The 26452-nt window shown below is 70.7% G+C and carries 25 protein-coding genes; 23 read left to right on the plus strand and 2 right to left on the minus strand.

Features of this window, described 5'->3' with window-relative positions; all coding sequences use genetic code 11:
* Window position 1: 1 nt before the first annotated feature.
* The 11 genes from LQ940_RS09450 (at window position 2) to LQ940_RS09500 (ending at window position 9531) form a co-directional block, all read left to right on the plus strand.
* Window positions 2–1192 (plus strand): MCE family protein, encoded by a 1191-nt coding sequence (locus tag LQ940_RS09450; protein WP_231243755.1) that lies wholly within the window; start codon window positions 2–4, stop codon window positions 1190–1192.
* A complete protein-coding gene (locus LQ940_RS09455; protein WP_231243756.1) occupies window positions 1189–2568 on the plus strand; it encodes an MCE family protein in 1380 nt (459 codons plus the stop codon). Before LQ940_RS09450 ends, LQ940_RS09455 begins: the two co-directional genes overlap by 4 nt.
* A complete protein-coding gene (locus tag LQ940_RS09460) occupies window positions 2565–3833 on the plus strand; it encodes an MCE family protein (protein WP_231243757.1) in 1269 nt (422 codons plus the stop codon). Before LQ940_RS09455 ends, LQ940_RS09460 begins: the two co-directional genes overlap by 4 nt.
* Window positions 3830–4357, plus strand: coding sequence for a hypothetical protein (locus LQ940_RS09465; RefSeq protein WP_231243758.1), 528 nt, complete (start codon window positions 3830–3832; stop codon window positions 4355–4357). The genes LQ940_RS09460 and LQ940_RS09465 overlap by 4 nt, the downstream gene beginning before the upstream one ends.
* The gene (locus LQ940_RS09470) at window positions 4354–5109 is read left to right on the plus strand and encodes a hypothetical protein (protein WP_231243759.1); all 756 of its coding nucleotides are present in this window, start codon (window positions 4354–4356) and stop codon (window positions 5107–5109) included. The genes LQ940_RS09465 and LQ940_RS09470 overlap by 4 nt, the downstream gene beginning before the upstream one ends.
* A gap of 94 nt (window positions 5110–5203) precedes the next feature.
* The gene (locus LQ940_RS09475) at window positions 5204–6196 is read left to right on the plus strand and encodes an NAD(P)/FAD-dependent oxidoreductase (protein WP_231243760.1); all 993 of its coding nucleotides are present in this window, start codon (window positions 5204–5206) and stop codon (window positions 6194–6196) included.
* 25 nt (window positions 6197–6221) lie between these two features.
* Window positions 6222–6413: a ferredoxin gene (locus tag LQ940_RS09480; protein WP_231243761.1), complete on the plus strand. Its 192-nt coding sequence runs from the start codon at window positions 6222–6224 to the stop codon at window positions 6411–6413.
* Window positions 6414–6428: 15 nt separating this feature from the next.
* Complete coding sequence (locus LQ940_RS09485) at window positions 6429–7334, plus strand: 3-oxoacyl-ACP reductase (protein WP_231243762.1); 906 nt, start codon at window positions 6429–6431, stop codon at window positions 7332–7334.
* Window positions 7335–7346: 12 nt separating this feature from the next.
* On the plus strand, window positions 7347–8114 hold the full coding sequence (locus LQ940_RS09490; RefSeq protein WP_231243763.1) for an SDR family NAD(P)-dependent oxidoreductase: 768 nt from the start codon (window positions 7347–7349) through the stop codon (window positions 8112–8114).
* 41 nt (window positions 8115–8155) lie between these two features.
* Window positions 8156–8653 (plus strand): pyridoxamine 5'-phosphate oxidase family protein, encoded by a 498-nt coding sequence (locus LQ940_RS09495; RefSeq protein WP_231243764.1) that lies wholly within the window; start codon window positions 8156–8158, stop codon window positions 8651–8653.
* Window positions 8654–8745: 92 nt separating this feature from the next.
* Window positions 8746–9531 (plus strand): HAD-IIA family hydrolase, encoded by a 786-nt coding sequence (locus LQ940_RS09500; protein ID WP_231243765.1) that lies wholly within the window; start codon window positions 8746–8748, stop codon window positions 9529–9531.
* Here the strand turns inward: LQ940_RS09500 and LQ940_RS09505 are convergent.
* Complete coding sequence (locus LQ940_RS09505; protein WP_231243766.1) at window positions 9528–10130, minus strand: TetR family transcriptional regulator; 603 nt, start codon at window positions 10128–10130, stop codon at window positions 9528–9530. The two genes, LQ940_RS09500 and LQ940_RS09505, sit on opposite strands and share 4 nt — an antisense overlap.
* 213 nt (window positions 10131–10343) lie before the next feature.
* Between LQ940_RS09505 and LQ940_RS09510 the strand changes: the two genes are divergently transcribed.
* The 3 genes from LQ940_RS09510 to LQ940_RS09520 are packed head-to-tail and all read left to right on the plus strand — an operon-like array spanning window position 10344 to window position 13426.
* Window positions 10344–11597 carry a glycosyltransferase family 4 protein gene (locus LQ940_RS09510; protein WP_231243767.1) on the plus strand — a complete coding sequence of 418 codons (1254 nt, stop codon included), beginning with the start codon at window positions 10344–10346 and terminating at the stop codon, window positions 11595–11597.
* A complete protein-coding gene (locus LQ940_RS09515) occupies window positions 11584–12351 on the plus strand; it encodes a class I SAM-dependent methyltransferase (RefSeq protein ID WP_231243768.1) in 768 nt (255 codons plus the stop codon). The genes LQ940_RS09510 and LQ940_RS09515 overlap by 14 nt, the downstream gene beginning before the upstream one ends.
* A complete protein-coding gene (locus tag LQ940_RS09520; protein ID WP_231243769.1) occupies window positions 12344–13426 on the plus strand; it encodes a prenyltransferase in 1083 nt (360 codons plus the stop codon). Before LQ940_RS09515 ends, LQ940_RS09520 begins: the two co-directional genes overlap by 8 nt.
* A 24-nt stretch (window positions 13427–13450) precedes the next feature.
* On the opposite strand, the gene LQ940_RS09525 is transcribed toward LQ940_RS09520, so the two are convergent.
* A complete protein-coding gene (locus tag LQ940_RS09525) occupies window positions 13451–14680 on the minus strand; it encodes a DUF349 domain-containing protein (RefSeq protein ID WP_231243770.1) in 1230 nt (409 codons plus the stop codon).
* A gap of 97 nt (window positions 14681–14777) precedes the next feature.
* On the opposite strand from LQ940_RS09525, the gene LQ940_RS09530 reads away from it, so the two are divergent.
* The 9 genes from LQ940_RS09530 to LQ940_RS09570 all read left to right on the plus strand — a co-directional run bounded on the left by LQ940_RS09530 (window position 14778) and on the right by LQ940_RS09570 (window position 26452).
* A complete protein-coding gene (locus LQ940_RS09530) occupies window positions 14778–15488 on the plus strand; it encodes an MBL fold metallo-hydrolase (RefSeq protein ID WP_231243771.1) in 711 nt (236 codons plus the stop codon).
* Window positions 15489–15491: 3 nt separating this feature from the next.
* A complete protein-coding gene (gene hisS / locus LQ940_RS09535) occupies window positions 15492–16856 on the plus strand; it encodes a histidine--tRNA ligase (protein ID WP_231243772.1) in 1365 nt (454 codons plus the stop codon).
* On the plus strand, window positions 16853–18625 hold the full coding sequence (gene aspS / locus LQ940_RS09540) for an aspartate--tRNA ligase (protein WP_231243773.1): 1773 nt from the start codon (window positions 16853–16855) through the stop codon (window positions 18623–18625). The genes hisS and aspS overlap by 4 nt, the downstream gene beginning before the upstream one ends.
* A 139-nt stretch (window positions 18626–18764) precedes the next feature.
* Window positions 18765–19769, plus strand: coding sequence for an ABC transporter permease (locus LQ940_RS09545; RefSeq protein WP_231243774.1), 1005 nt, complete (start codon window positions 18765–18767; stop codon window positions 19767–19769).
* Window positions 19770–19831: 62 nt separating this feature from the next.
* Window positions 19832–21619: an ABC transporter substrate-binding protein gene (locus tag LQ940_RS09550; RefSeq protein ID WP_231243775.1), complete on the plus strand. Its 1788-nt coding sequence runs from the start codon at window positions 19832–19834 to the stop codon at window positions 21617–21619.
* A gap of 89 nt (window positions 21620–21708) precedes the next feature.
* Window positions 21709–22716 carry an ABC transporter permease gene (locus LQ940_RS09555; RefSeq protein ID WP_231243776.1) on the plus strand — a complete coding sequence of 336 codons (1008 nt, stop codon included), beginning with the start codon at window positions 21709–21711 and terminating at the stop codon, window positions 22714–22716.
* Complete coding sequence (locus LQ940_RS09560) at window positions 22713–23819, plus strand: ABC transporter ATP-binding protein (RefSeq protein ID WP_231243777.1); 1107 nt, start codon at window positions 22713–22715, stop codon at window positions 23817–23819. Before LQ940_RS09555 ends, LQ940_RS09560 begins: the two co-directional genes overlap by 4 nt.
* On the plus strand, window positions 23806–25074 hold the full coding sequence (locus LQ940_RS09565) for an ABC transporter ATP-binding protein (RefSeq protein ID WP_269214826.1): 1269 nt from the start codon (window positions 23806–23808) through the stop codon (window positions 25072–25074). The genes LQ940_RS09560 and LQ940_RS09565 overlap by 14 nt, the downstream gene beginning before the upstream one ends.
* Window positions 25061–26452 carry a replication-associated recombination protein A gene (locus tag LQ940_RS09570; RefSeq protein WP_374229532.1) on the plus strand — a complete coding sequence of 464 codons (1392 nt, stop codon included), beginning with the start codon at window positions 25061–25063 and terminating at the stop codon, window positions 26450–26452. Before LQ940_RS09565 ends, LQ940_RS09570 begins: the two co-directional genes overlap by 14 nt.

Consider the following 26452-nt stretch of genomic DNA (forward strand, 5'->3'; position numbering starts at 1 on the left):
GGTGCTAGGCAAGGTCAGCGTCAAGGTCGTCGCCCTGGTGGGCGTGCTCGTCGTCCTCGCGGCGACCCTCCTGGTCCGGGGCGAGACCACCGAGACCCGCACCGTCACCGCGCACTTCCCGCGGGCGGTGAGCGTCTACGTCGGCACCGACGTGCGGATCCTCGGAGTCAACGTCGGCGAGGTCACCGAGGTCGCCCCGGAGGGCGAGTCGGTGCGCGTCGAGATGGAGTACGACGCCACCTACGACGTGCCGGCCGACGCGCAGGCCGTCGTGGTGACCCCGACGCTCGTGGCGGACCGCTTCGTCCAGCTGACCCCGGTCTACACCGAGGGCGCGACGATGGCCGACGGCGCCGAGATCGCGCTCCCCGACACCGGCGTCCCCGTCGAGCTGGACCGCATCTACTCGGCCCTGCGCGACCTGACCCACACCCTGGGGCGCAACGAGGCCAACGCCGACGGCACGCTCGACAACCTGCTCGAGGCGGGCGCCGAGGGCCTGGACGGGCAGGGCAGGCGCGCCAACGAGATGATCCGCAGCCTCGCCGCCGCCGCCACGACGTTCGGGGAGGGCAGCGGCGACCTGTTCGACACCGTCACCCAGCTCGCCGAGTTCACCGACACCCTCGCCACCAACGACAAGCTGGTGCAGGCGTTCATGAAGGACCTCGCCGGGGTCTCGAACCAGCTGGCCGCCGAGCGCGAGGAGCTCGAGGCCGCGCTGGCCTCGGTCGCCGACGCCGTGGGCACGGTGGAGGGGTTCGTGCGGGGCAACCGCAAGGCACTGGTCAAGGACGTCGAGCGCCTCACCAGCGTCGTGCGCACGATCAGCTCGGAGAAGGGCAACCTCGACGACGCCCTGCGGATCGCGCCCGTCGCGATCGGAAACCTGGTCCTGGCCTACAACTCCGAGTCGGGCACCATCGGCTCCCGGATCGGGGTCCAGGGCAACGTCTGGGACGCCGACGGGTTCCTCTGCTCGGTGGTCCAGCAGTCCGAGCTGCCGCGTCCGACCAAGAACCTCGCCTGCCAGATCTTCGAGGTCCTACTGGAGCAGATCACGACCCAGATCGACACCACGGTCCCCGGCACGGGCGGCGCCCGGCAGCGGGTGGCCCAGTCCCAGTCGCAGTCCCAGTCACAGCGCGCGGTCGAGCCGACGCTCGACACCCTCCTGGGAGGCGCCCCGTGAGACCTGCCGCCCGCCGCCGCTGGCCCGCCGTGCTCGCCGCTCTCGCCCTCCTGACGACCGGGTGCGAGTTCGACGGCGCCTACGACCTGCCGTTGCCGGGCTCACCGGTCGACGCGGACCACGCCTACGAGATCACCGCGGAGTTCCGCGACATCCTCAACGTCGTCCCGCGCTCGCCGGTCATGGTCGACGACGTGACCGTCGGCGAGGTCACCGAGGTGGACCGCGTCGGCTGGCACGCCCAGGTGACCCTGCGCATCCGCGACGACGTCGAGCTCCCCGACAACGCGATCGCCGACATCCGCCAGGTCAGCCTGCTGGGGGAGAAGTACGTCGCGCTCGAGCCGCCCGCCGACGGCGCCAGCGACGACCCGCTGGGCGACGGCGACCACCTGCGCCTGGAGTCCACCGGCCGCAACCCGGAGGTCGAGGAGGTGCTGGGCGCACTCTCCTTCCTGCTCAGCGGTGGCGGTGTGGCCCAGCTCGGCACGATCACCGAGGAGCTCAACCACGTGCTGGGCGGGCGCACCGAGAGGATGCGGCACCTGTTGGGCTCGCTGGAGAGCGTCGTGGGCACCCTCGACGAGCAGAAGGGCGACATCATCAGCGCCCTGGAGTCCCTGAACAACCTCACCGCGACCCTCAACCGCGAGCGCCGGACGATCACGGGGGCGCTCGACGTCGCCGGCCCCGCGATCAAGGTGCTCGGCGACCAGCACGACGAGCTCGTCGCCATGCTCAGGTCGCTGGACCGCCTCGGCGTCGTGGGCACCCGCGTCATCACCGCCAGCAAGGGCGACCTGATCGCGTCGCTGCGCCACCTCCAGCCCGTCGTCAAGCGGCTGCGCCAGGCCGGCGACAAGCTGGCGCCCGGGCTGAACCTGCTGGTGAGCTTCCCGTTCCCGCAGGAGGCCTCGGAGATCGTCCTGGGCGACTACGCCAACACCTCCATCCGGGCCGACATCAACCTCGCCAACTTCTTCTCCGCCGGCGGCGGCGGTCCGCTGCCCGACCTGCCCGACCTCCCGCTGCCCGGGCTGCCACCCGACCTGGCCGACCAGGTGCTCGACTGCCTGACCAGCGGCAGCCTGTCCAGCAAGGCCTGCGTGAAGGTCCTGGCCAACCTGACCCTGCTCGCCGAGCTGGTCGAGCGCTGCGCGCGGGCGGCCAACGCCGCCAACCCCGTCTGCGTGGCGCTGGCCGCCCTGCAGGACGGCGAGATCGAGCTGCCGGACCTCGGTCTGCCCGGCGGGCTGCCCGGCGGGCTGTCCGGGCTGGGCCGCGGCGGCCTGTCGCGGCTGAGCCGCTCGCTCACCGACGCGCTGCCGAGCACGGCGCCCTCGACCGAGGCGCTCTACGGAGGGGTGACCGGATGACCCGCGCCGGCATCAAGGTCCGACTCGTCGCGTTCGCCGTGCTGAGCGCGGTCGGCATCGTCTACATCGCGGCCTCCTACCTCGGCCTGGTCGACCGGGCGCTGGGGCGGGGCCTCACGGTCCAGGCGACGCTGCCGACGTCCGGCGGCCTCTTCGAGGGCAGCGAGGTGACCTATCGCGGCGTCAAGATCGGCAAGGTCTCGAAGATGACACCGACCGAGGAGGGGGTGACCCTCGAGCTCGAGCTGGCCGACGAGACCAGGCTGCCTCAGGACTCCCCGATGTTCGTGCACAACCTGTCGGCGGTGGGGGAGCAGTACCTCGACTTCGAGCCGCCCGGCGACGAGGGGCCGTACGTCGAGGACGGCGACACCCTGGCCGGGTCGGTGGAGTCCCTGCCCGTCGACGAGGCGGACCTGCTCGTGGAGCTGGACGCGTTCGTCAGCTCGGTCGACAAGCAGAACCTCCAGACCGTCGTCGCCGAGCTCGGCGACATGTTCGAGGACACCGGCGTCCCGCTGCAGCGGCTCCTCGACGGGGGCGGCCAGTTCATCGACGAGGCGGCCGCCCACACCGACGAGACCATCCGGCTGCTCGAGACCGGTCTCACCGTGCTGCGGACCCAGCGCGCCCAGGGCGAGAACATCCGCTCCTTCTCGCGCGACCTGCGGCTGCTCACCGACTCGCTGCGTCGCGCCGACCCGGACCTGCGCGCCACGCTGCAGGGCACGCCCGGCGCCGCCCGGGAGGTCGAGGCGCTCCTGAGCGACCTCGAGCCCACCCTCCCGGCGCTGCTCGGCAACGCGGTCAGCGTCAACCAGGTGGTCGTCTCGCACCTGGCCGGGCTGGAGCAGCTGCTGGTGACCTTCCCGCGCACGATCGCCGGCGGCTTCACCGGCACCGACGACCAGGGGTACGGCCACGTGAGCCTGCAGTTCGACCAGACGCCGCCGTGCACGGCCGGCTACAAGCCGCCCAGCGAGTGGCGCCCGCCCACCGACCTGACCGACGCCCCGATCTACCCCGCGCAGTGCACCAGCGGGCCGCCGTACGTCATGCGCGGGCCCAAGTACGTCCCCGGCGCGCGCACGACGGCGTCGCCGCCGCGCGCGTACGGTGGCTCCTACGACCCCGTGTCGGGCTTGCTCGACGGGGCGGTGGACCGCAACGGTGGGGCTGTGCGCTACGTCGACCCGGGCGACCTGGCGATCCTGGGAGAGGACTCGTGGAAGTGGCTGCTCATGGGGCCGGTGGCCGGCCGGTGACCACCTCGAGCGAGCCGGCGCGTCGCGCCCCGTGGCTGGACGCCGTCCTCTACGGCCTGGCGTTGGTCCTGGCGGCCGCCTGCGTCGCCGGCGGCGTCGCGACGTATAGGGCCCACGAGGACCGCCAGGACGCGAAGGTCGAGCAGGAGCGCTACGGCGACGTCGTCGCGGCGGCCACCGGGGTGGCCGAGGCGCTGGTCAACCTCGACTACCGCGACCTCCAGACGACCTACGACACGGTGACCGCCGGCGCCACCGGCGCCTTCCTGAAGGAGTACCAGAGCTCCTGGAAGGACCAGGAGAAGATCTTCGGTCAGGCCAAGTCGATCTCGACCGGGAAGGTGCGCGCCGCGGCCGTGTCCAACATCGACGCCGACAGCGCGACCGTCATGGTCGCGACGCAGGGCACGACCCGCAACACCGCCACGGGAGAGGACCCGCAGCAGCGGCGCTTCCGCTTCCGGCTGGACGTGGTCCGGGTCGACGGCGAGTGGCGCACCGAGAAGCTGGAGCTCGTCGGATGAGCGCCCCGCGTCCTCCGCGCCGCCCGCCCCTCGGCTCGCGGACCCCCGTCTCGCGCCCGCGCCGGGTCGCCGGCCGGGAGGCCGCCTCCGGCCCAGCGGGGGAGGACAGCCGCACCGAGGAGCCCGAGGTCCTCGCCGAGCCCGAGGTCCTCGAGCCCGAGCCGCTCCCCGACGCCGACCCGCCCGACAAGGTCGACGAGGCCCGCGAGGCCGACGAGGCCGACTGGCCCACCGAGGAGCCGCGTCCCGGGCCGCGGCGGGCGACCGCGGTCTTGGTCGCGGCGATCGTGCTGCTCGCCGCGGTGGCCGGCGGTGAGGCCTTCTACCTGTGGGGCACCGACGACCCGGTCGTCTCCTCCTCCCGCCCGGTGGTCGTCGGACAGGTCAACGCGGCCTCGGCCGTCGACGTCGCCGCGACCGCGGCGAAGGAGATCTCCCAGTGGTCCTGGGAGACCTACGACGAGGACACCGAGGCCGACGCGGCGCTGATGACCGAGGAGTTCGCCCGTGACTTCCGCAAGACCAAGGCGGACGCCCGGGGGCGGGTCCTGGAGCAGAAGACCGCGGTCACGGCCGAGGTCGCGATGCAGGGTGTCGTCCGGGCCTCGCCCGAGCAGGTCGTCGCTCTGGTCTACCTCGACCAGTCCAACACCAGCGACGGCAAGGACTCCCGGTTCAGCCAGTACATGATCCTGGTGACCGTCGTCCGCACCGAGTCCGGATGGCTCGTCTCCAAGATGCAGACGTTCTGATAGCGTCCGAACTAGAACACGTTCCAGTAATTGTCTCGGCGCGCCTCCCCGCGTGGTGGTTGAGCCAGGTACCCGAGCACGGAAGGATCGCGACGTGACCACACCTGCGCCGACGACCGGCCCGAGCGTCGAGACCGACCTGCTGATCATCGGAGCCGGCCCCACCGGCCTGTTCGCCGCCTACTACGCCGGGTTCCGCGGGCACCGCGTCGCCGTCGTCGACTCGCTGCCCGAGCTCGGTGGCCAGATCACCGCGATGTACCCGGAGAAGCAGATCCTCGACGTGGCCGGCTTCCCGAGCGTCAAGGGCCGCGACCTGGTCGAGGGGCTGGTCAGCCAGGCCGCGACCGCCGACCCGCACTACCTGCTCGACCGTACGGCCGTCACTCTCGTCCACGACGACGACGGCGTGACCGTCGGGCTCAACGACGGCACCCAGGTCCGGGCCGGCGCGGTCCTGATCACCGCCGGCATCGGCAAGTTCAGCCCGAGGCCGCTGCCGGCGCAGGGAGACTGGCTGGGTCGGGGCCTGGAGTTCTTCGTGCCGAGCTTCGCGCCGTACGCCGGCAAGGACGTGGTCATCGTCGGCGGCGGCGACAGCGCCTTCGACTGGGCCGTCCACCTCGAGCCCGTGGCGCAGTCGGTCACGCTGGTCCACCGCCGCGACGCGTTCCGCGCCCACGAGCGCACCGTGGAGCAGGTGCGAGGCTCGTCGGTGCGCATCATCACCAAGGCGGAGGTGAGCGCGATCGACGGTGAGCACACCGTCTCGTCGGTGGACGTCACGACGGACGGCGAGACGACGCGCCTGCCGGCCCAGGCGGTCGTCGCGGCCCTCGGGTTCGTCGCCGACCTGGGCCCGCTGCAGACCTGGGGGATCGACGTCCTCAAGCGGCACATCGTGGTGGACCCGTCGATGCGCACCAACCTGCCCCGCGTGTTCGCAGCCGGCGACATCACCGAGTACCCCGGCAAGGTCCGCCTGATCGCGGTCGGCTTCGGCGAGGCCGCGACCGCGGTCAACAACGCCACCGTCGCGATGGACCCCACGGCCAAGGTGTTTCCTGGCCACTCGTCCGAGGCCTGACCCAGGCTCAGAAGTAGGAGGCAGCATGAGGATCAAGGTGGACTTCGACCTCTGCGAGTCCAACGGCCTCTGCGAGGCCATGGCGCCGGAGGTGTTCGAGCTGGACGACGACGACTTCCTCCAGCTCAAGACCGAGCAGACCACCGACGAGAACGTCGAGAGCGTGAAGCGTGCCGTCGCGGCCTGCCCGCGTGCGGCGATCTCCCTGACCGACTAGCCCACGAGGAGCCGCATGACCCCGACCGACCTCTCCCTGGACGGCCGGGTCGCCGTCGTGACCGGGGCCGGCGCCGGCCTGGGCCGCGCCGAGGCGCTCGCACTGTCCGCCGCCGGCGCCCGGGTGGTCCTCAACGACCTGCCGGGGGCCGCCGACGAGGCGGCCGAGGCGATCAAGGCGGGGGGCGGCGAGGTGAGCATCGTCGAGGGCGACGTCGCCGAGCGCGCCACCGCCGACGCGATGGTGGCGGCCGCGGTCGACGGCTTCGGCTCGCTCGAGATCGTGGTCAACAACGCCGGCATGACCCGCGACAGGATGCTCTTCAACATGAGCGACGACGAGTGGGACGCGGTCATCCGGGTCCACCTGCGCGGGCACTTCCTGCTCTCACGCAACGCCGCGGCGTACTGGCGGGCGAGGTCGAAGGAGACCGGCGGGCCGGTCTACGCCCGCGTCGTCAACACCGCCTCGGAGGCGTTCCTGGGCGGCTCGCCGGGGCAGGCCAACTACGCCGCCGCCAAGGCCGGCATCGCCGCGCTGACCCTCTCGACCGCGCGCGGCCTCGGCAAGGTCGGTGTGCGCGCCAACGCGATCTGCCCCCGGGCCCGCACCGCGATGACCGCGCAGGTCTTCGGCGAGGACGACTCCGGCCTCGAGCTCGACCCGTACTCGCCCGAGCACGTCGCCCCGCTGGTCGCCTACCTCGCCTCACCGGCCGCCGAGTCGATCACCGGCCAGGTCTTCGTCGTGTACGGCGGGATGGTCGCCCTGGTCGCCGCGCCGGTGCTCGAGCAGCGCTTCGACAAGGCCGGGACGGCCTGGACGCTCGAGGACCTCGACCGGCAGCTCGGCGGCTACTTCGGCGACCGGGACCCGGGCCGCGGGTTCGCCGCCGACTCGATCATGCAGCTCACCATCTAGAGGAGGACCACCATGGGTCGTCTCGACGGCAAGGTCGCGATCGTGACCGGCGGCGCGCAGGGCCAGGGAGCCGGCATCGCCCGCGCCTACGTCGCCGAGGGGGCGCGCGTGGTGATCGCCGACGTCGCGAAGGAGCAGGGGCAGGCGCTGGCCGACGAGCTGGGCGGCGAGCTGGGCGGCGACGCCCACTTCATCTCGCACGACGTCAGCGAGGAGGCGTCCTGGGCCGCCGTCGTCGAGGAGACCCAGGCCCGCTTCGGACCGGTGAGCGTGCTCGCCAACAACGCCGGCATCCTGCGCTTCGGCGACATCGAGCGCATGGGCTCCGACGAGGTCGAGCTGCTCTGGCGGGTCAACCAGCTCGGCTGCTTCCTCGGCATGCAGGCGGTCAGCCGCACGATGCGCAGGAACGGCGGCGGGTCGATCATCAACGCCTCCTCGGTCGAGGGCCTGGCCGGCATGGCCGGCTGCACGGCGTACGCCGCGACCAAGTGGGCGATCCGAGGCATGACCAAGTGCGCCGCGATGGAGCTGGGGCCGAAGGGGATCCGGGTCAACTCCGTGCACCCCGGCATGATCGACACCCCCATGACGCGGGCGCACGGCGGTGACGCCGCGATGGAGTTCGGCGCGTCGCGGGTGCCGCTGCGCCGGGTCGGCCACCCCGAGGACGTCGCGCCGCTCTACGTCTTCCTCGCCAGCGACGAGTCGAGCTACCTCAACGGCGCCGAGATCGCCGTCGACGGAGGCGTGACGGCCACGCACGCGTTCGGGGGGTGAGCCGGGTCACGCTGACAGCGTCACTGTGACAGCCTGAGCGCATGGCCAACCAGCGAGCACAGATCGTCATGAGCCACGACGAGGTCGTGGAGTTCCTGCACCAGCAGCGCAGCGCCACCGTCGCCACCCTGGGGCCGCAGGGCCGACCGCACCTGGTGGGCATGTGGTACGCCGTGCACGACGGCCACGTCTGGATCGAGACCAAGGCCAAGTCGCAGAAGGTGGTCAACCTGCGTCGCGACCCGACCATGTCGTTCCTGGTGGAGGCCGGCCACACCTACGACCAGCTGCGCGGCGTCGCCCTCGAGGGCACCGGCGTGGTGGTCGAGGACCCCGACGTGGTGTGGGACGTGTGTGTCAACGTGTTCGAGCGCTACAACGCGCCGTACACCGAGGAGCTCAAGCCGTTGGTCGAGCTCATGGCCAAGAACCGCGTGGTGGTCCGCCTCGACCCCGTCCGCACCCGCAGCTGGGACCACCGCAAGCTCGGCCTGGCCCCCATGGACCTCGGCGGATCCACCGCCGCCTTCCTGTCGTAGCGCGCCCCCGCTGACCCGTCACAACTGCACCGAATCCCCGCTGACCCGTCAGAAAGTTTCTGACGGGTCAGCGGGTGGCCCAGACTGGGGTCATGGATCGACCCGTGAAGACCTGGCTGACCGACATGGATGGAGTGCTGGCGCGCGAGGGGGTACCGATCCCCGGCGCCCAGGACTTCGTGGAGGCGCTCAAGCGCTCGGACCTGCAGTTCCTGGTGCTCACCAACAACTCGATCTTCACGCCGCGCGACCTGCGGGCCCGGCTGCTGCGCAGCGGCATGGACGTGCCGGAGGAGTCGATCTGGACCTCGGCGATGGCGACGGCGCAGTTCCTGCACGACCAGCTCCCGCGCGGCACGGCGTACGTCGTGGGGGAGGCGGGCCTGACGACCGCGCTGCACGACATCGGCTACGTGATGACCGACCGGGACCCCGACTACGTCGTCCTGGGGGAGACCCGCACCTACTCCTTCGAGGCGATCACCCGGGCGATCCGACTGGTCGACGCCGGTGCCCGGTTCATCGCCACCAACCCCGACGCGAGCGGGCCGAGCTCCGACGGGAAGGTGCCGGCGACCGGAGCCGTGGCCGCGCTGATCAGCACGGCCACGGGCCGCACGCCGTACTACGTCGGCAAGCCCAACCCGCTCATGATGCGCTCGGCCCTCAACCGGCTCAACGCCCACTCCGAGTCGACCGTGATGATCGGCGACCGGATGGACACCGACATCATCAGCGGCCTGGAGGCGGGGCTCCGCACGGTCCTGGTCGCGACCGGTTCGACTCACCCCGGCGAGGTGGAGAGCTTCCCCTACCGGCCGACGATGGTCTGCGACTCGATCGCCGACCTGGTGGGCCTGGTCGGCAAGGGCCTCTAGTCGCGCAGCAGCAGGTGGACGGCGGTCTCCATGTGGGCGCTGGTCTCGGCCGCCGTGGACCGGCCGGTCACCCACGCGACGAGCGCGGAGAGCCAGACGTCCCCGACGACGCGGGCGATCGCGACGTCGTGCTCGGTGAGCTCCGTGGCGCCCGGGTGCATGGCGTGGGTGAGCATCGAGGTCATCAGCATCCCGACCGCGTGGATCTCGTTGGCCACGGTGGCGTCGGCGAACATGAACGCGCGCGTCAGTGCCTCGGTGAGGTGGGGGTCGCCCTGCAGGCCGCGGGTGGTCTTCTTCAGGACGTAGATGACCCGCTCGGAGGCGGTGTCGCCGGGGATGGGCTTCTCCCGCAGCAGTGCCTCGGCGCGCTCGAACTCGCGCCCCAGGGCGGAGACGAGCAGATGGATCTTGGACGGGAAGTAGCGGTACAGGGTCCCGAGCGCGACATCGGCCTTGTCGGCGACGGCGCGCATCTGGACGGCGTCGAATCCGCCCTCCGATGCCAGCTCGTACGTCGCATCGAGGATGCGCTTGCGGCGGTCGCGTTGGGCGGCAGATCCGAGATCCTCCACCGTCAAGGAGTTGGCGGTGCTCACGTGGGCTCCCCAAGATCGTGTGTCCCTCGGCACGTTGCGACGGTGGAATGTGCCAGGGAGCATGGGCGGTTCAGTGCGTGCATGATCAGGTTACCAACCTGGTGCGACATACTAGGAACGCGTTCCACCTCGTCCGGCCCGGGGGGGTCGGCCATCCGGACATTGTCCGGAATCCGAAGCAGCCAGGCCGAACCACAGAGAGGGTCGCGAGACGTGCGCATCGCCATGCTGTCCTATCGCAGCAAGCCACACTGCGGAGGTCAGGGCATCTACCTGCGCCACCTCAGCCGTGAGCTGACCAACCTGGGTCACACCGTCGAGGTGTTCTCCGGGCAGCCGTACCCCGAGCTCGACCCGGGCGTCACCCTGACCAAGGTCCCGAGCCTCGACCTGTATCGCGAGCCCGATCCCTTCCGGGTCCCCAAGCTGCACGAGTTCCGCGACCTCGTCGACGTGGAGGAGTTCGCGACGATGTGCGTGGCCGGGTTCCCCGAGCCGAAGACGTTCAGCACCCGGGTGGCGCGGCTCCTCGCCGAGCGGGTCGACGACTTCGACATCGCCCACGACAACCAGGTCCTCGGCTACGGCATGCTTGACATCGAGAAGCTGGGCCTGCCGCTGGTCGCGACCGTGCACCACCCGATCACCTTCGATCGCCGCATCGACCTGCAGCAGACGCGCAACCCATGGCGCAAGCTGACACTGCGGCGCTGGTACGGCTTCCTGCGGATGCAGCGCAAGGTCGTGCGTCAGCTGCGCTGGATCCTGACCCCGTCGGAGACCTCCAAGCGCGACATCGCCCAGGACTTCGGCGTCGACCCCGCGAAGATGCAGGTCATCCTGCTCGGCGTCGACGACGGGTTCCGACCCCCCACCAAGCCGCGCGTACCGGGCCGGATCATGGCGATGGCCAGTGCCGACGCCCCGATGAAGGGCATCAACACGCTCCTGGAGGCGTTCGCCAAGATCCGCACCGAGCGCGACGTCGAGCTGGTCCTGGTGACCAAGCCCGCTCCGGGCGGCCGCACCGAGAAGCTCATCGAGAGGCTCGCGATCGGCGACTCCGTGCGCTTCGTCAGCGGCGTGAGCGAGGCCGAGCTGGTCGAGCTGATGGGCTCCGCGGAGGTGGCCTGCGTCCCCTCGCTGTACGAGGGGTTCTCGTTGCCCACCGCCGAGCTGATGGCCTGCGCCACCCCGCTCGTGGTGTCCCGCGCCGGCGCGATCCCCGAGGTCGTGGGCCCCGAGGGCGAGTGCGCCGAGGTCGTCACCCCCGGTGACGTGGGCGAGCTGAAGACCGCCATCGAGGGCCTGCTCGACGACCCCGAGCGCCGAGCCCGCATGGGCGCCGCCGGGCGCAAGCGGGTGGAGGAGCTGTTCAGCTGGCGCGCGGTGGCGGCTACGGTCGCCGCGGCGTACGAGCACGTCATCGCCGACTTCGAGAAGGAGCGTTCCGTTGCTGACCGTTGATTTCGACCGTCTCGGCCTGCGCGCCGGGGACCGGGTGCTCGACATGGGGTGCGGCGCCGGCCGGCACGCCTTCGAGATGTACCGCCGCGGTGCCGACGTGGTCGCCTTCGACATGGACGCCGACGAGCTGGCCGGCGTGCTGGAGCTGTTCGGCGCGATGAAGGAGGCCGGCGAGGTGCCCGCGGGCGCCGAGGCCGATATCAAGCAGGGCGACGCCCTGCAGCTGCCGTTCTCGGACGGGGAGTTCGACCACATCGTGGCGGCCGAGGTGCTCGAGCACATCCACGCCGACGTCGACGCGATCAAGGAGCTGGTGCGCGTCCTGCGCCCGGGCGGCACGATGGCCATCTCGGTGCCGCGGTGGCTGCCGGAGGTCATCAACTGGAAGCTGTCGGAGGAGTACCACAACGCCGAGGGCGGCCACATCCGGATCTACACCGACCACGAGCTCATCGACAAGGTCACCAAGGCCGGCCGCTTCAACGACGGCACGCCGGGCGACGCGATGGTCTTCGAGGGCAAGGACTACGCCCACGGCCTGCACGCGCCGTACTGGTGGATCAAGTGCGCCGTCGGCGTCAACGACGACGACCACCCGCTCGCCAGGGCCTACCACCGGCTCCTCGTGTGGGAGATCATGAAGCAGCCCAAGGTGCTGAGGTGGGCCGGCAAGGTGCTCGACCCGATGATCGGCAAGAGCATGGTGCTGTACTTCCGCAAGCCCGAGGCCCCCGCCGCGGACGGCGATGTCTGACCCGCTGGCGCGGCTGCCCTACGTCGACGGGGTGCTGAGTGCGGCCGACGTCGCGTCGACCGCGGCCTCCATCGCGTCCATGCAGGAGCCCTGCGGGGCGATCCCGTGGACGGTCGGGGAGCACGTCGACATCTGGAACCACGTCGAGGCGGCCATGGCCCTGCTCGTCGGCGGCGAGGTCGAGGCCGCCAAGCGCGCCTACGAGTGGGTCCCGACCATGCAGCGCGAGGACGGCTCGTGGCCGATGAAGATCGTCGCCGGCGAGGTCGACGACCCCCGGGGCGAGGTCAACATGTCGGCGTACCTCGCCGTCGGGATCTGGCACCACTGGCTGGTACGGCGCGACTTCGCGTTCGTGCAGCGGTTCTGGCCGTCGGTGCGCGCCGGGCTGGACTGGGTGGTCTCGCAGCAGCTGCCGTTCGGCGGCATCAACTGGACCCCGACCGAGCCGTTCGCGCTGCTCGCCGGCTCCTCGAGCATCTACCACTCCCTGCGCGCGGGGGTGGCGCTGGCCGACCTGCTCGACGACCCCCAACCCGAGTGGGAGCTCGCCGGCGGCCGTCTCGGCCATGCGCTGCGCGAGCACCGCGACCTCTTCGAGGACAAGTCGACGTACTCGATGGACTGGTACTACCCGATCCTCGGCGGGGCCGTCCGGGGCGAGGACGCCCTCGCGCTGATCGAGAGCCGCTGGGAGGAGTTCGTCGTCCCTGGCCTGGGCATCCGGTGCGTCGACACCAACCCGTGGGTGACCGGTGCCGAGACCTGCGAGCTGGTCCTGGCGCTCGACGGCCTGGGCGACCACCGCCGCGCGCTGACGCTGCTGACGGACATGCAGCACCTGCGCAGCGAGGACGGCGGGTATTGGACGGGCTGGGTCTTCGGCGACGACGTCTACTGGCCGCAGGAGCACACGACGTACACCGCGGCGGCGGTGATCCTCGCCGTCGACGCGCTCGGCGAGACCCACGGCCACAGCACGGCCGGCTCCGGCATCTACCGCGGGACCTCCCTGCCCCCCCACTTCACCGAGCTCATGCTCGAGTGCGACTGCGTCCTCGGCGACCCCGTGTAGCTGCTCGTCCCTCAGCCCGACGGGTCAGCCGGAGAACTCCTGGGCGGCGCGCTTGGCCATCTCGAGGAAGGCCTGGCGGGAGGCGAGGTTCTCCTCGAGCTCCTTGACCTGCTTCTCGTTGCCCGCGGCACGAGCCCTCTCGAGGTCGGCCTCGACGCCGGCGATGGCGGCCTCCAGCTTGGAGACCATGTCACCGGCCCGGGCGGACTTCTCGGGGTCGGACTTGCGCCACTGCTCGTCCTCGAGGCCCCGGATCGCCTGCTCGACCTTGCGGATCCGGGCCTCGAGGTCCTTCATGCGGTCGCGGGGGACCTTGCCGGCGGCGTCCCAGCGGTCGGCGATGTCGCGGAAGGCCCGCTTGGCGGCCTCGACGTCGGTGACGGGCAGGAGCGCCTCGGCCTCGACGATCAGCTGGTCCTTGACCTCGGCGTTGGCGGCGAACTCGGCGTCCAGGGCCGCGTTGGCGGCGTCGCGAGCCCCGAAGAACGCGTCCTGGGCGCCGCGGAATCGGGCCCAGAGGGCGTCGTCGACGTCCTTGGGTGCCGGGCCGGCGGCCTTCCAGTCGCGCATGAGGTCGCGGTAGCGCCCCGCGGTCGGTCCCCACTCCGTCGAGCCGGCGAGCTCCTCCGCCTCCTTGGCCAGCCGCTCCTTGATGACCCGCGCGGACTCGCGCTTCACGTCCTGCTCGGCGAAGTGCGCCTTGCGGTGACGCGTGTACGCCGTGCGCGCTCCGGAGAATCGCTTCCACAGCGCGTCGTCGGAGGCGCGGTCGATGCGCGGCAGCGCCTTCCACTCCTCCAGCAGGTCGCGCAGGCGGTTGGCGCCGTGGCGCCAGTCGGTGCCCTCCGCGATCTTCTCGGCGGCGGCGACCAGCTTCTCCTTCTGCTGCTTGGCCTCGGCGGACTTCTGCGCCTTCTCGGCGCGGCGGGCCGCGCGCTGCTGCGCGAGCACCGGGCCGAGCGAGTCGAGCCGGGCGGCAAGAGCCGCGAGGTCCCCGACCGCGTTGGCGTCGACCACCTGGGCGCGCACGAGCTTGACCGACTCGGCCGCCTCGTCCGGTCCGAGGACCCCCGAGCGCACGCGCTGGTCGAGCAGCGAGACCTCGGTCTCCAGCGCGAGGTAGCGGTCGGTGTAGAACTTCAGCGCCTCCTCCGGCGTGCCCACGGGGTACTGCCCCACGGCACGCTCGCCGTCGGCGATCTTCACGTAGACGGTGCCGTCGTCCCCGACGCGGCCCCATTCGGTGCTCGTCACTGCAGTCCCTCGTTCGTTGCCCGGCAGAAGCAGTGGCCCACACTAGTGCGCAGATACCGGCGGGACGACCAATCGCTCGTCTCGATACTGTTGCGGAGTGTTGATCGCCGGATTCCCCGCAGGACCGTGGGGCACCAACTGCTACGTCGCCGCGACGGGACCCGGCAGCGAGTGCGTGGTCATCGACCCCGGCAAGGACTCCGCGGCGGGCGTCGACGAGGTCGTGCGCCAGCACCGGCTCAAGCCGGTCGCGGTCCTGGTCACGCACGGTCACATCGACCACATGTGGTGCGTGGCCCCGGTCGCCGGCGCGTACGACGCCACCGCCTGGATCCACCCGCGCGATCGCCACCTCCTCACCGACCCCATGGCCGGCATGTCGCGCGAGAGCACCGCGATGCTGCTCGGGGGCAGCTACGAGTGGGCCGAGCCCGACGACGTCCAGGAGCTCTCCGACCTCCAGGAGCTGGAGCTGGCCGGCCTGCGGTTCGTGGTGGACCACACACCGGGCCACACCGAGGGCTCGGTGACCTTCCGCTCGCCGTACGACGCCGAGGACGTCTCGGAGGTGATGTTCTCCGGAGACCTGCTGTTCGCCGGCTCGATCGGCCGCACCGACCTGCCCGGGGGCGACCACGCCGCCATGCTGCGCAGCCTCGCGGAGAAGGTGCTGCCGCTGCGTGACGACATCGTGGTGCTGCCGGGCCACGGAGAGCAGACGTCCATCGGCCGCGAGCGCGCGACCAACCCCTTCCTGCAGGACCTGGCGACCGGCGGGTCCGCAGGCCGAGTGACCCGAGGTCTCTGAGCCATGAACGCCAAGCCAACCCCGCTCAGCGGGTTCCCCGAGCTGCTGCCCGCCCCCCGCGCCGTCGAGCGCGAGGTCGTCGCCTCGCTCTCGCGCAGCTTCGAGCTGCACGGCTTCGCCAACATCGAGACCCGCGTCGTCGAGCCGCTCGACCGGCTCGCGAAGGGCGGCGAGGTCGACAAGGAGATCTACGTCCTGCGGCGGCTGCACGCCGAGGACGCGGCCGACGACACCGGTCTCGGCCTGCACTTCGACCTCACGGTGCCGTTCGCGCGCTACGTGCTGGAGCACGCCGGCCACCTCGAGTTCCCCTTCCGCCGCTACCAGATCCAGCCGGCCTGGCGAGGGGAGCGGCCCCAGGAGGGCCGCTACCGGCAGTTCACCCAGGCCGACGTCGACATCGTGGGCAAGGACGAGCTGCCCTTCCACCACGACGTCGAGGTGATGCGGGTGATGGTGGAGGCGCTCGACGCGCTGCCGCTGCCGCCGCTCAGCTTCCAGTTCAACAACCGCAAGCTCATCCAGGGCTTCTACCGCGGCCTCGGGGTGCCCGACGTCACCGCCGCCATCCGCACCATCGACAAGCTCGACAAGCTGCCGGCCGAGCAGGTCGCGGCGCTGCTGGTCAGCGACGCCGGCGCGACGCCCGCGCAGGCCCAGCGCTGCCTGGAGCTCGCCACGATCCGGGTGGCCGACACCTCCTTCGTCGAGCGGGTGCGCGCGCTCGGCGTCGAGGACCCGCTGCTGGAGGAGGGGTTGGCCGAGCTGGCGGCGGTCGTGGCCGGCTGCGGCGCAGGGGAGCGGCGCCACGTCACCGTGGAGGCCAACCTGCGCATCGCGCGCGGCCTGGACTACTACACCGGCACCGTGGTGGAGATCTTCATGGCCGGCTACGAGCGGCTGAAGTCGGTCGGCGGCGGCGGCCGCTACGACGCCCTCGCCAGCGACGGCCGTACGACGTACCCCGGCGTCGGCGTCTCCTTCGGCGTGTCCCGCACGCTCATCCCGCTGCTCGCCGACGGTGTGCTCGCCGGCAGCCGGCCCGTGCCGAGCGCGGTCCTCGTGGCGGTCACCGACGAGGACTCCCGAGCCGAAAGCGAGGCGATCGCCGCCGCGCTGCGCGCCCGGGGCATCAACACCGAGGTGTCCGCCTCGGCCCAGAAGTTCGGCAAGCAGATCCGCTACGCCGACCGTCGGGGGATCCCGTTCGTCTGGTTCCGCCAGGACGACGGGGGCCACCAGGTCAAGGACATCCGCAGCGGGGAGCAGGTGGACGCCGATCCGGCCGCCTGGACCCCACCCACCGAGGACCTGCGACCGCAGGTCGTCTCGAACCGTACGACCACCGAACACCAGGAGCAGCAGTGATCCGCACCCATGACGCCGGCGCCCTCCGCGCCGAGCATGTCGGCCAGACCGTCACCCTCGCCGGGTGGGTGGCCAACCGGCGCGACCACGGCGGGGTGGCCTTCATCGACCTGCGCGAGGCGAGCGGCGTCGTCCAGGTCGTGATCCGCGACGAGGCCGTCGCCCACCAGCTGCGGGCCGAGTACTGCCTGAAGGTGACGGGCGAGGTGACCGCACGCAAGGCGGGCAACGAGAACCCCAACCTCGCGACCGGCGAGATCGAGGTCGTCGCCTCCGACGTCGAGGTGCTCAGCGCGGCCGCCCCGCTGCCGTTCCCGATCAGCGACCACGTCGACGTGGGGGAGGAGGCGCGGCTCAAGCACCGCTACCTCGACCTGCGCCGCTCGGGTCCCAACGCCGCACTGCGGCTGCGCAGCAAGGTCAACAAGGCCGCCCGCGACGTGCTCGACCAGCACGGCTTCGTCGAGATCGAGACCCCCACGCTGACGCGCAGCACCCCCGAGGGCGCGCGTGACTTCCTGGTGCCTGCCCGCCTGCAGCCGGGCAGCTGGTACGCGCTGCCGCAGAGCCCGCAGCTCTTCAAGCAGCTGCTCATGGTCGCCGGCATGGAGCGCTACTTCCAGATCGCGCGCTGCTACCGCGACGAGGACTTCCGCGCCGACCGGCAGCCGGAGTTCACGCAGCTCGACCTCGAGATGAGCTTCGTCGACCAGGACGACGTCATCGCGGTCGCCGAGGAGATCCTCACGGCGCTGTGGAAGCTCATCGGGCACGACGTGCCGACCCCGCTGCCGCGCATGACCTACGCCGAGGCGATGGCCCGCTTCGGCTCCGACAAGCCCGACCTGCGCATGGGCCAGGAGCTGGTCGAGTGCACCGAGTACTTCAAGGACACGCCGTTCCGCGTCTTCCAGGCGCCCTACGTCGGCGCCGTCGTGATGCCCGGCGGCGCCAGCCAGCCGCGCAAGCAGCTGGACGCCTGGCAGGAGTGGGCCAAGCAGCGGGGCGCCCGCGGGCTGGCCTACGTGCTGGTCCAGGAGGACGGGGAGCTCACCGGCCCCGTGGCCAAGAACATCAGCGACGAGGAGAAGGCCGGCCTGGCCGCCCACGTCGGGGCCGAGCCGGGGGACTGCGTGTTCTTCGGCGCCGGTCTGCCCAAGCCCAGCCGCGCGCTGCTGGGTGCCGCCCGTCTCGAGATCGGCCGCCGCTGCGGCCTGATCGACGAGGACGCCTGGAGCTTCCTGTGGGTCGTCGACGCCCCGCTCTTCGAGCCGGCCGACGAGGCGACCGCCGCGGGCGACGTCGCCGTGGGCAGTGGCGCCTGGACGGCGGTGCACCACGCGTTCACCTCGCCGCAGGACCTGGAGTCCTTCGACCAGGACCCGGGCAACGCGATCGCCTGGGCCTACGACATCGTCTGCAACGGCAACGAGATCGGCGGCGGGTCGATCCGTATCCACCGCGAGGACGTGCAGCGCAGGGTCTTCGCGATCATGGGCATCGGCGAGGAGGAGGCGCAGGAGAAGTTCGGCTTCCTGCTCGACGCGTTCAAGTTCGGCGCACCGCCCCACGGCGGCATCGCGTTCGGCTGGGACCGCATCGTCGCGCTGCTCGCGGGCACCGACTCGATCCGCGACGTGATCGCCTTCCCCAAGTCCGGCGGGGGCTTCGACCCGCTCACGGCGGCGCCCGCTCCCATCACCGCGGCCCAACGCAAGGAGGCCGGTGTCGACGCCGTTCCTGCGAAGGATTCCCTCTCCACGTCCTGAGGGGCGAGATAAACACTCGACAAACCTGCCGAGACCAGATCGTTACGTCGCGGAGACCCGGACGGCGCACTGTGTCACATAGAGTCACGGGCGGCACCGCCCCGGCCGTGCCTGCCCACCACACCCAGAGGGGAACTGCATGACCCTGCCGGTCCAAGAGCTCGGGACGCCGGAGGATGCTGCGCCGCTTCCGGAGACGGAGCGCAAGAAGATCGCAGGCCGCTCGCCGACGCGCATCGCTGTCGACCGTCTGCGCAAGGACAAGATCGCGGTGGTCTGCTTCGCGATCGTGGTGATCTTCGCGCTGATCGCGATCTTCGCCGACCAGCTGTGCAGCCTCTTCGGCGTGTCCACCGAGACGGTCCGTGCCAGCGAGCGGGTGAACCTCGCGTCGGGCCTGCCGCTCAAGGGCCCCCCCAACGGCAGCTTCGACCCCGACCACCCGCTGGGTGTGGCGCCGTCCACCGGCACCGACAACCTCGCGGTCTGGTTCGAGGGATGCCGGACCTCGCTGTTCCTGGCCACCATGGCGGCGGTGCTCTCCACCCTCGTCGGGGTCACGCTCGGCCTGCTCGCCGGGTTCCTCGGCGGCGTGGTCGACGCGGTCATCTCCTTCGTGACCGACCTGTTCCTCACCTTCCCGTTCCTGGTGGCGGCCCTGGCGATCGCGCCGATCATCAACGAGCGCTTCGGCACGGAGCCGGAGATGATGCGCACGGTCAGCTTCTGGTCGCTGGTCGCGATCCTGGTGATCTTCGGCTGGATGGGAGTCGCCCGCCTGGTGCGCGGCGAGGTGCTCTCGCTGCGCGAGCGCGAGTTCGTGAAGGCCGCCCGGGTGATCGGCGTGCCGACCTCGCGCATCCTGCGCCGCGAGATGCTGCCCAACCTGATCGCGCCCATCGTCGTGTCGTTCTCCCTCGGTCTCCCGGCGTACGTCGCAGCGGAGGCGGGCCTGTCCTACCTCGGCATCGGTGTGTTCGGCCGCGAGTCGTGGGGCCGCACGATCAACACGGCCACGAACTGGTGGGAGCTCTACCCCCAGTTCATGCTGGCCCCGGTCATCGGCATCGCGGTGCTGGTGGTCGCGCTCAACCTGCTCGGCGACGCCATCCGGGACGCGTTCGACCCCAAGACGCGTCGCTAGCAGCTCCCCCCACGTCGGCTGCGCCGATCGCGCAGCCAACGCACACAACGAAAGGCACGACTATGAAACGCAAGAAGGTGTTGGTCGCCAGCGTGAGCGCTGCGGCACTGGCGCTGACCCTCGCGGCCTGCGGCGGCGGCGACGACGACGGTGACAACGGGAACGAGAACTCGTTCACCGAGACCGACTCGTCCGCGGGTGGCAAGGACCCCGAGGCTCAGGGGCCCGCCCCCGAGGTCGAGGGTGCCAAGGCCGGCGGCGAGCTGAAGGTCCTCGCTCCGGACCCGGACGACGGCCCGGACACGCTCGACCCCGCCGCGCTGTGGTCGGTGACCGACAACGCCATCGCGCAGGACCTGCTGCTGCGCTCGCTGACGACGTTCCGCCAGAACGACGACGGCGCCTACGAGCTGGTCCCCGACCTCGCCACCGACCTCGGCACCCCCAACGAGGACTTCACCGAGTGGCGCTTCACCCTGAAGGACGGCATCAAGTGGGAGACCGGCCAGCCGGTCACCGCTGAGGAGGTCGCCTTCGGCATCAAGCGCACCTTCGACGCCGACACCTTCGCGACCGGCCCCGGCACGTCGTACTCCAAGCCCTACTTCGAGGGTGGCGAGGAGTACAACGGTCCCTACGTCGACGGCGACAACTACCCCGCGGTCACGACCGAGGGCAACGAGATCGTCATGAAGTTCAGCACCCCGTTCCCGGAGATGGACTACTACTCCATCTTCCCGGCCATCGGCCCGGTGCCGCTGAACGCCGACAAGACCGACTACGGCCAGAAGCCGCTGTCGACCGGCCCCTACAAGATCGAGAAGTTCGTCCCGAACCAGTCCCTCACGCTGGTCAAGAACGACCAGTGGGACCCGGCCACCGACCCGGCCCGTCGTCAGCTCGTCGACAAGTACACCTTCGAGTTCGACGTCCAGCCCCAGGTCGCGGGCGAGACCGTCCTCAGCGACGCCGGCACGAACACCGTCGTGACCGCACTGCAGGGCACGGACTACAACAAGGCGCGCCAGGAGGGCAAGGACGACAACATCCTCGTCGGTCCTCAGCCGTGCACGAGCTTCGTGATGCCCAACTACGAGAAGATCCCCGAGCTCGAGGTGCGTCAGGCGCTCGCCTTCGCCTACGACTACGAGAACGTCTGGTCGGCTGCCGGCGAGGTCGCCGGTGTCACCCGCGCCAACGGAGTCACGGACGAGTCGCTGGGCTACGGCCTGCTGCCCCCGGGCATGGCCGGACGCATCCCGTGGGAGGGTCCGATCGACGACGAGCAGATCACCTACGACCCCGAGCGGTCCAAGGAGCTCCTGAAGGAGGCCGGCTTCGAGCCGGGCGAGTACGAGGTCCAGTTCGTCTACGACGCCTCCACGCCTGAGGGCGAGGCCGGCGCCAACCAGCGCAAGCGCGGCTACGAGGAGTCCGGCTTCAAGGTGGAGATGTACCCCTACACGGGTGGCAGCCTCTACGACGTCTGGACCAACCCGGACAGCAAGCTGTACAAGCAGATCAACCTGCTCGGTACCGCCTGGTGCCAGGACTGGCCGTCTGCGGCGACGTTCCTGCCCCCGATCCTCGAGACCGGTGCCGCGTACAACACCGGCGCCTTCTCCGAGAAGGCCGTGGACGACCGCATGGAGGAGATCCGCAGGCTGCCCGTCGACGAGCAGGCCGACGCCTGGGGTGAGCTGGAGAACGAGGTGATGACGGAGTACATGCCCGTGATCAACTCCGGCTTCTACCAGAACATCTTCGGCATCGGCAGCACCGTCGGTGGGTTCGCCAACGACACCTCTGTCGGCGGCGCTCCCGACTACCGGTCCATCTACATCAAGTAGATCCGCGTAGCCCGGTAACACCACCCAGCGGGCCGGGTGGGGTCCACGGACCCCACCCGGCTCCCGCAAGTCATAGTTGGAGGAGCTCGATGCTCTCGTTCCTGGTCAGGCGGATCATCTCCGGATTCCTGATCGTCGTGATGGTCTCGATGTTGGTCTACCTGCTGTTCTGGTACGGCCCCAAGAGTCCCGCGCTCGAGCTCTGCCGCCGCGACACCAACGGCCGGTGCGGCGAGACCTCGCCCCGGCTCGCCGAGTACGAGGAGCGTCTCGGCTACAACAACCCCGTCTACGTCGAGTACGGCAAGTGGGTCAAGGGCCTGGTCACCGACCGGGAGATCCAGCTCGGCGCCGCCACCTACGACTGCGCGGCGCCCTGTCTCGGTCTCTCCTACCGCGACAAGAGCCAGGTCACCGAGCAGCTGAAGGAGCGGTTCCCGGTCACGGTGAGTCTCGCGATCGGCGCCGCGTCCCTCTATCTGCTCGTCGGCGTCACCATCGGGGTCCTGGCCGCGCGAAGACGCGGCACCGTGGCGGACAAGATGCTGGTGGCCTCGACCCTGGTCTTCAGCTCCATCCCGTACTACCTGGTCGCGTTGCTGAGCTTCCTGCTGCTCACGTTGAGCACGTCGCTGTTCCCCGAGGTGACCTATGTGTCGTTCTTCGACAACCCCCTGAAGTGGGCCTCGGGACTGCTCCTGGTGTGGCTGGTCATGGGCATCTACGGCGCCACCTCCTACACCCGCTACTCCCGAGGGGCCATGGTGGAGGCGCTCAACGAGGACTACGTCCGCACGGCGAGAGCCAAGGGTCTCAAAGGCCGCACGGTGGTCGGCAAACACGCGCTGAGGTCCGCCCTGGTGCCCGTGGTCACGATCTTCGGCCTGGACGTCGCGTTCCTGCTGTCCGGCACCGTGTTCACCGAGCAGATCTTCTCTCTCGAAGGCATCGGCAAGTGGGCGATCGACGCCACCTACATCAAGGACCTGCCCGTGGTGCAGGCCACGTCTTTGGTCCTGGCTGTTTCAGTGGTCATCATGAATATCGTGGTCGATATCGTCTACAGCTGGCTGGACCCGAGAGTGAGACTCGCATGACCGCGTTGGACACCGGCCTGGACTCGCGCGGACGCGCCACCGGCGCGCCGTACCTCCAGGTCGAGAACCTCACCGTGCGCTTCCCCACGGCCGACGGCCTGGTGCAGGCCGTCACCGACCTGTCCTACTCCGTCGAGCTTGGCAAGACGCTGGGCATCGTGGGGGAGTCGGGCTCGGGCAAGTCCGTCTCGAGCATGGCCGTGCTCGGCCTGCACGATCGCCGCTCGGCCCAGATCGAGGGCTCGATCCGGGTCGGTGGCACGGAGGTCGTCGGCCTCTCGGAGGACAAGCTCCGTGAGCTGCGCGGCAGCTCGGTGGCGATGATCTTCCAGGACGCGCTCGCCGCACTGCACCCGTTCTTCCGGATCGGCAAGCAGCTCAGCGAGGCCTACCTGGTCCACCACCCCCACGCCAGCAAGCGCGACGCCCGCCGGCAGGCCATCGAGATGCTCGACCGCGTGGGCATCCCGCAGCCCGACAAGCGCGTCGACGACTACCCGCACCAGTTCTCCGGCGGCATGCGTCAGCGCGCCATGATTGCGATGGGCCTGATCAACGACCCGTCGCTGCTGATCGCCGACGAGCCGACCACGGCGCTGGACGTGACGGTGCAGGCGCAGATCCTGGACCTCCTGCAGGACCTGCAGCGGGAGTTCAACTCCGCGGTCATCATCATCACCCACGACCTCGGGGTCGTGGCGGAGATGGCCGACGACGTGCTGGTGATGTACGCCGGCCGCGCGGTCGAGTACGGCAGCGCCAAGGACATCCTCACGCACCCGGAGATGCCCTACACCTGGGGGCTGCTCTCCAGCATCCCGGACGTCCACGCCGACACGAGCGCCCGGATGATCCCCATCCCGGGCAGCCCGCCCAGCCTGCTCGACCCGCCGAGCGGCTGCCCGTTCCACCCGCGCTGCACGCACGTGGACAAGGTGCCCGGCGACCTCTGCTTCACCACGACGCCCGAGCTGCTCCCGGGCCGCAGCCCGGCGCACCTCAAGCGCTGCCACCTGGTGGATCCGGACGAGATCTACGCACGCGAGGTCCTGACCGTGATCGCCCCCGACCTGGCCGAGGAGACCCCCGATGCCCGAGAGTGACGCCGTGACCGAGAGCCTCCCGGAGGACCCGGTCGCGCTCGAGGCCGAGCCCGAGGCCATCACCTTCGAGGAGCAGGCGGCGCTCGCGCACTCGGCCTCCGAGCTCGACGTCTCGCGGGGCTCGGTGCTCGAGGTGGACAACCTCAAGATGTACTTCCCGGTCCGCTCCAAGGGCCTCCTGCGCCGCAAGGTGGGCGACGTCCAGGCGGTCGACGGCATCTCCTTCGAGGTCCCGCGCGGCGGCTCGCTGGGACTCGTCGGCGAGTCCGGGTGCGGCAAGTCCACCACCGGGCTGCTCGTGACGCGGCTCTACGACCCCACCGGCGGCAAGATCCTCTTCGAGGGCCGCAACATGGCCGAGCTGAAGAAGCGTCAGCTCAAGCCGCTGCGCCGCGAGGTCCAGATGATCTTCCAGGACCCCTACAGCTCGCTGAACCCGCGCCACACGGTCGGCTCCATCATCGCCACGCCGCTGCAGGTGCACAACGTGCTGCCGCGCAACAAGATCCTGCCCCGTGTGCAGGAGCTCCTGGAGATCGTGGGGCTCAACCCCGAGCACTACAACCGCTACCCCAACGAGTTCTCCGGCGGCCAGCGTCAGCGCATCGGCATCGCGCGGGCGCTGACGCTCAACCCGAAGCTGCTCGTGGCCGACGAGCCCGTCTCCGCCCTGGACGTGTCCATCCAGGCGCAGGTCATCAACCTGCTCCAGGACATCCAGAAGGAGTTCGACGTCGCGTTCCTCTTCATCGCCCACGACCTCGCGGTCGTGCGGCACTTCTGCCCCGAGGTCGCGGTGATGTACCTCGGCAAGATCGTCGAGATCGGCGACCGCGACAGCATCTACGAGAACGCCCGCCACCCCTACACCCAGGCGCTCCTGTCCGCCGTGCCCGACGTCAAGCAGGCCGCCATCGGCGGTCGCCGCGAGCGGATCCGCCTGCAGGGCGACGTGCCGAGCCCGATCAACCCGCCCTCGGGCTGCCGGTTCCGCACCCGCTGTCCGATCGCCCAGGAGATCTGCGCCAAGCACGAGCCGCCGCTGCTTCAGATCGGCGCGCGCCACAAGGTCGCCTGCCACTTCCCCGGACGTATCGGGCAGCACCCGGACACGCCGATCACGGCGCGCCTGCTCGGCACCGACGACACGGGCAGCCCCGACCCGGGCGCCAGCCCGAGCCCGCTGATCACCAACAAGCCGGGCTACGACGACACGTGGTTCGACCTGGATGCGAAGGCGCTTGGACGAGCCTGAGGGACTGTTCGGACCGCCCGCGACCTCCTCGTCGGGAGGACAGCGCTCCGGGGCCGGCTCCCTGGCCGGCAACACGCATGCCTCCGCCCCCCTGGCGGTGCGCATGCGTCCCCGGACGCTGGACGAGCTGGTGGGTCAGGCCCAGCTTCGCGCCCCCGGCTCCCCCCTGCGTCAGCTGATCGAGGGCGACCAGTCGATGTCGCTGCTCCTGTGGGGGCCGCCGGGGACCGGCAAGACCACGATCGCGGCGATCCTCAGCCAGCAGACCGACCGGCGCTTCGTCGAGGTGTCGGCGGTCTCGGCCGGGGTGAAGGAGGTCCGTGCGGCCATCGACGCCGCCCGCGCCGAGCTGGTCAACGCCCAGCGGGAGACCGTGCTCTTCGTCGACGAGGTGCACCGCTTCAGCAAGGCGCAGCAGGACGCACTGCTGCCGGGGGTCGAGAACCGCTGGGTGACGCTGGTCGCGGCCACGACGGAGAACCCGTTCTTCTCGGTCATCTCGCCGCTGCTGTCGCGCAGCCTGCTGCTGCGGCTGGAGTCACTGACCGACGACGACGTACGCCGGGTGCTCGACCAGGCGATCACCGACGAGCGTGGCCTCGCCGGCCGGTTCAGCGTGGAGCCCGAGGCACTGGACCACCTGGTCCGCCTGGCCGGGGGCGACGCCCGCCGGTCGCTGACCTACCTGGAGGCCTCGGCCGGCGCCGCGGCGGCCCGCGGCTCCGACGTGGTCGACCTCAGCACCGCGGAGACGGCCGTCGACCAGGCCGCGGTGCGCTACGACCGGCAGGGAGACCAGCACTACGACGTCACCAGCGCCTTCATCAAGTCCATCCGCGGCTCCGACGCCGACGCCGCACTGCACTACCTCGCGCGGATGATGGAGGCGGGGGAGGACCCGCGCTTCATCGCGCGGCGCCTGGTCATCCTCGCCAGCGAGGACATCGGGCTCGCGGACCCGACCGCGCTGACCACGGCCGTGGCGGCGGCCCAGGCCGTCCAGCTGATCGGGATGCCGGAGGCCCGGCTCAATCTCGCCCAGGCCACGATCGCCCTCGCGGTGGCGCCGAAGTCCAACGCGGTCATCAAGGGCATCGACGCCGCCAGCGCCGACGTACGGGCCGGCAAGATCGGCCCCGTGCCCCCGCACCTGCGCGACGCGCACTACGCGGGCGCGAAGAAGATCGGGCACGGCAAGGCCTACAAGTACAGCCACGACGAGCCCTACGGGGTCGCCGAGCAGCAGTACGCTCCGGACGTCGTCAAGGACGCCGAGTACTACCGCCCGACCGGCCTGGGCGCCGAGGCGGCGGTCAAGGAGCGCTGGGACCGCATCCGCCGCCTCATCCGAGGTGGAGGCCCGACACCGTCGCGATAG

Origin of the sequence: Nocardioides sp. cx-173 (assembly GCF_021117365.1) — a bacterium.
GTDB lineage: Bacteria > Actinomycetota > Actinomycetes > Propionibacteriales > Nocardioidaceae > Nocardioides.

What these genes read in the sequence shown, in the direction of transcription:
- LQ940_RS09520 (WP_231243769.1), top strand. Translation starts at nt 12,344, where the DNA reads ATGTCTGACCCGCTGGCGCGGCTGCCCTACGTCGACGGGGTGCTGAGT.
- LQ940_RS09500 (WP_231243765.1), top strand. Translation starts at nt 8,746, where the DNA reads ATGGATCGACCCGTGAAGACCTGGCTGACCGACATGGATGGAGTGCTG.
- hisS (WP_231243772.1), top strand. Translation starts at nt 15,492, where the DNA reads ATGAACGCCAAGCCAACCCCGCTCAGCGGGTTCCCCGAGCTGCTGCCC.
- LQ940_RS09460 (WP_231243757.1), top strand. Translation starts at nt 2,565, where the DNA reads ATGACCCGCGCCGGCATCAAGGTCCGACTCGTCGCGTTCGCCGTGCTG.
- LQ940_RS09565 (WP_269214826.1), top strand. Translation starts at nt 23,806, where the DNA reads ATGCCCGAGAGTGACGCCGTGACCGAGAGCCTCCCGGAGGACCCGGTC.
- LQ940_RS09470 (WP_231243759.1), top strand. Translation starts at nt 4,354, where the DNA reads ATGAGCGCCCCGCGTCCTCCGCGCCGCCCGCCCCTCGGCTCGCGGACC.
- LQ940_RS09495 (WP_231243764.1), top strand. Translation starts at nt 8,156, where the DNA reads ATGGCCAACCAGCGAGCACAGATCGTCATGAGCCACGACGAGGTCGTG.
- LQ940_RS09550 (WP_231243775.1), top strand. Translation starts at nt 19,832, where the DNA reads ATGAAACGCAAGAAGGTGTTGGTCGCCAGCGTGAGCGCTGCGGCACTG.
- LQ940_RS09490 (WP_231243763.1), top strand. Translation starts at nt 7,347, where the DNA reads ATGGGTCGTCTCGACGGCAAGGTCGCGATCGTGACCGGCGGCGCGCAG.
- LQ940_RS09560 (WP_231243777.1), top strand. Translation starts at nt 22,713, where the DNA reads ATGACCGCGTTGGACACCGGCCTGGACTCGCGCGGACGCGCCACCGGC.
- LQ940_RS09555 (WP_231243776.1), top strand. Translation starts at nt 21,709, where the DNA reads ATGCTCTCGTTCCTGGTCAGGCGGATCATCTCCGGATTCCTGATCGTC.
- LQ940_RS09485 (WP_231243762.1), top strand. Translation starts at nt 6,429, where the DNA reads ATGACCCCGACCGACCTCTCCCTGGACGGCCGGGTCGCCGTCGTGACC.
- LQ940_RS09545 (WP_231243774.1), top strand. Translation starts at nt 18,765, where the DNA reads ATGACCCTGCCGGTCCAAGAGCTCGGGACGCCGGAGGATGCTGCGCCG.
- LQ940_RS09480 (WP_231243761.1), top strand. Translation starts at nt 6,222, where the DNA reads ATGAGGATCAAGGTGGACTTCGACCTCTGCGAGTCCAACGGCCTCTGC.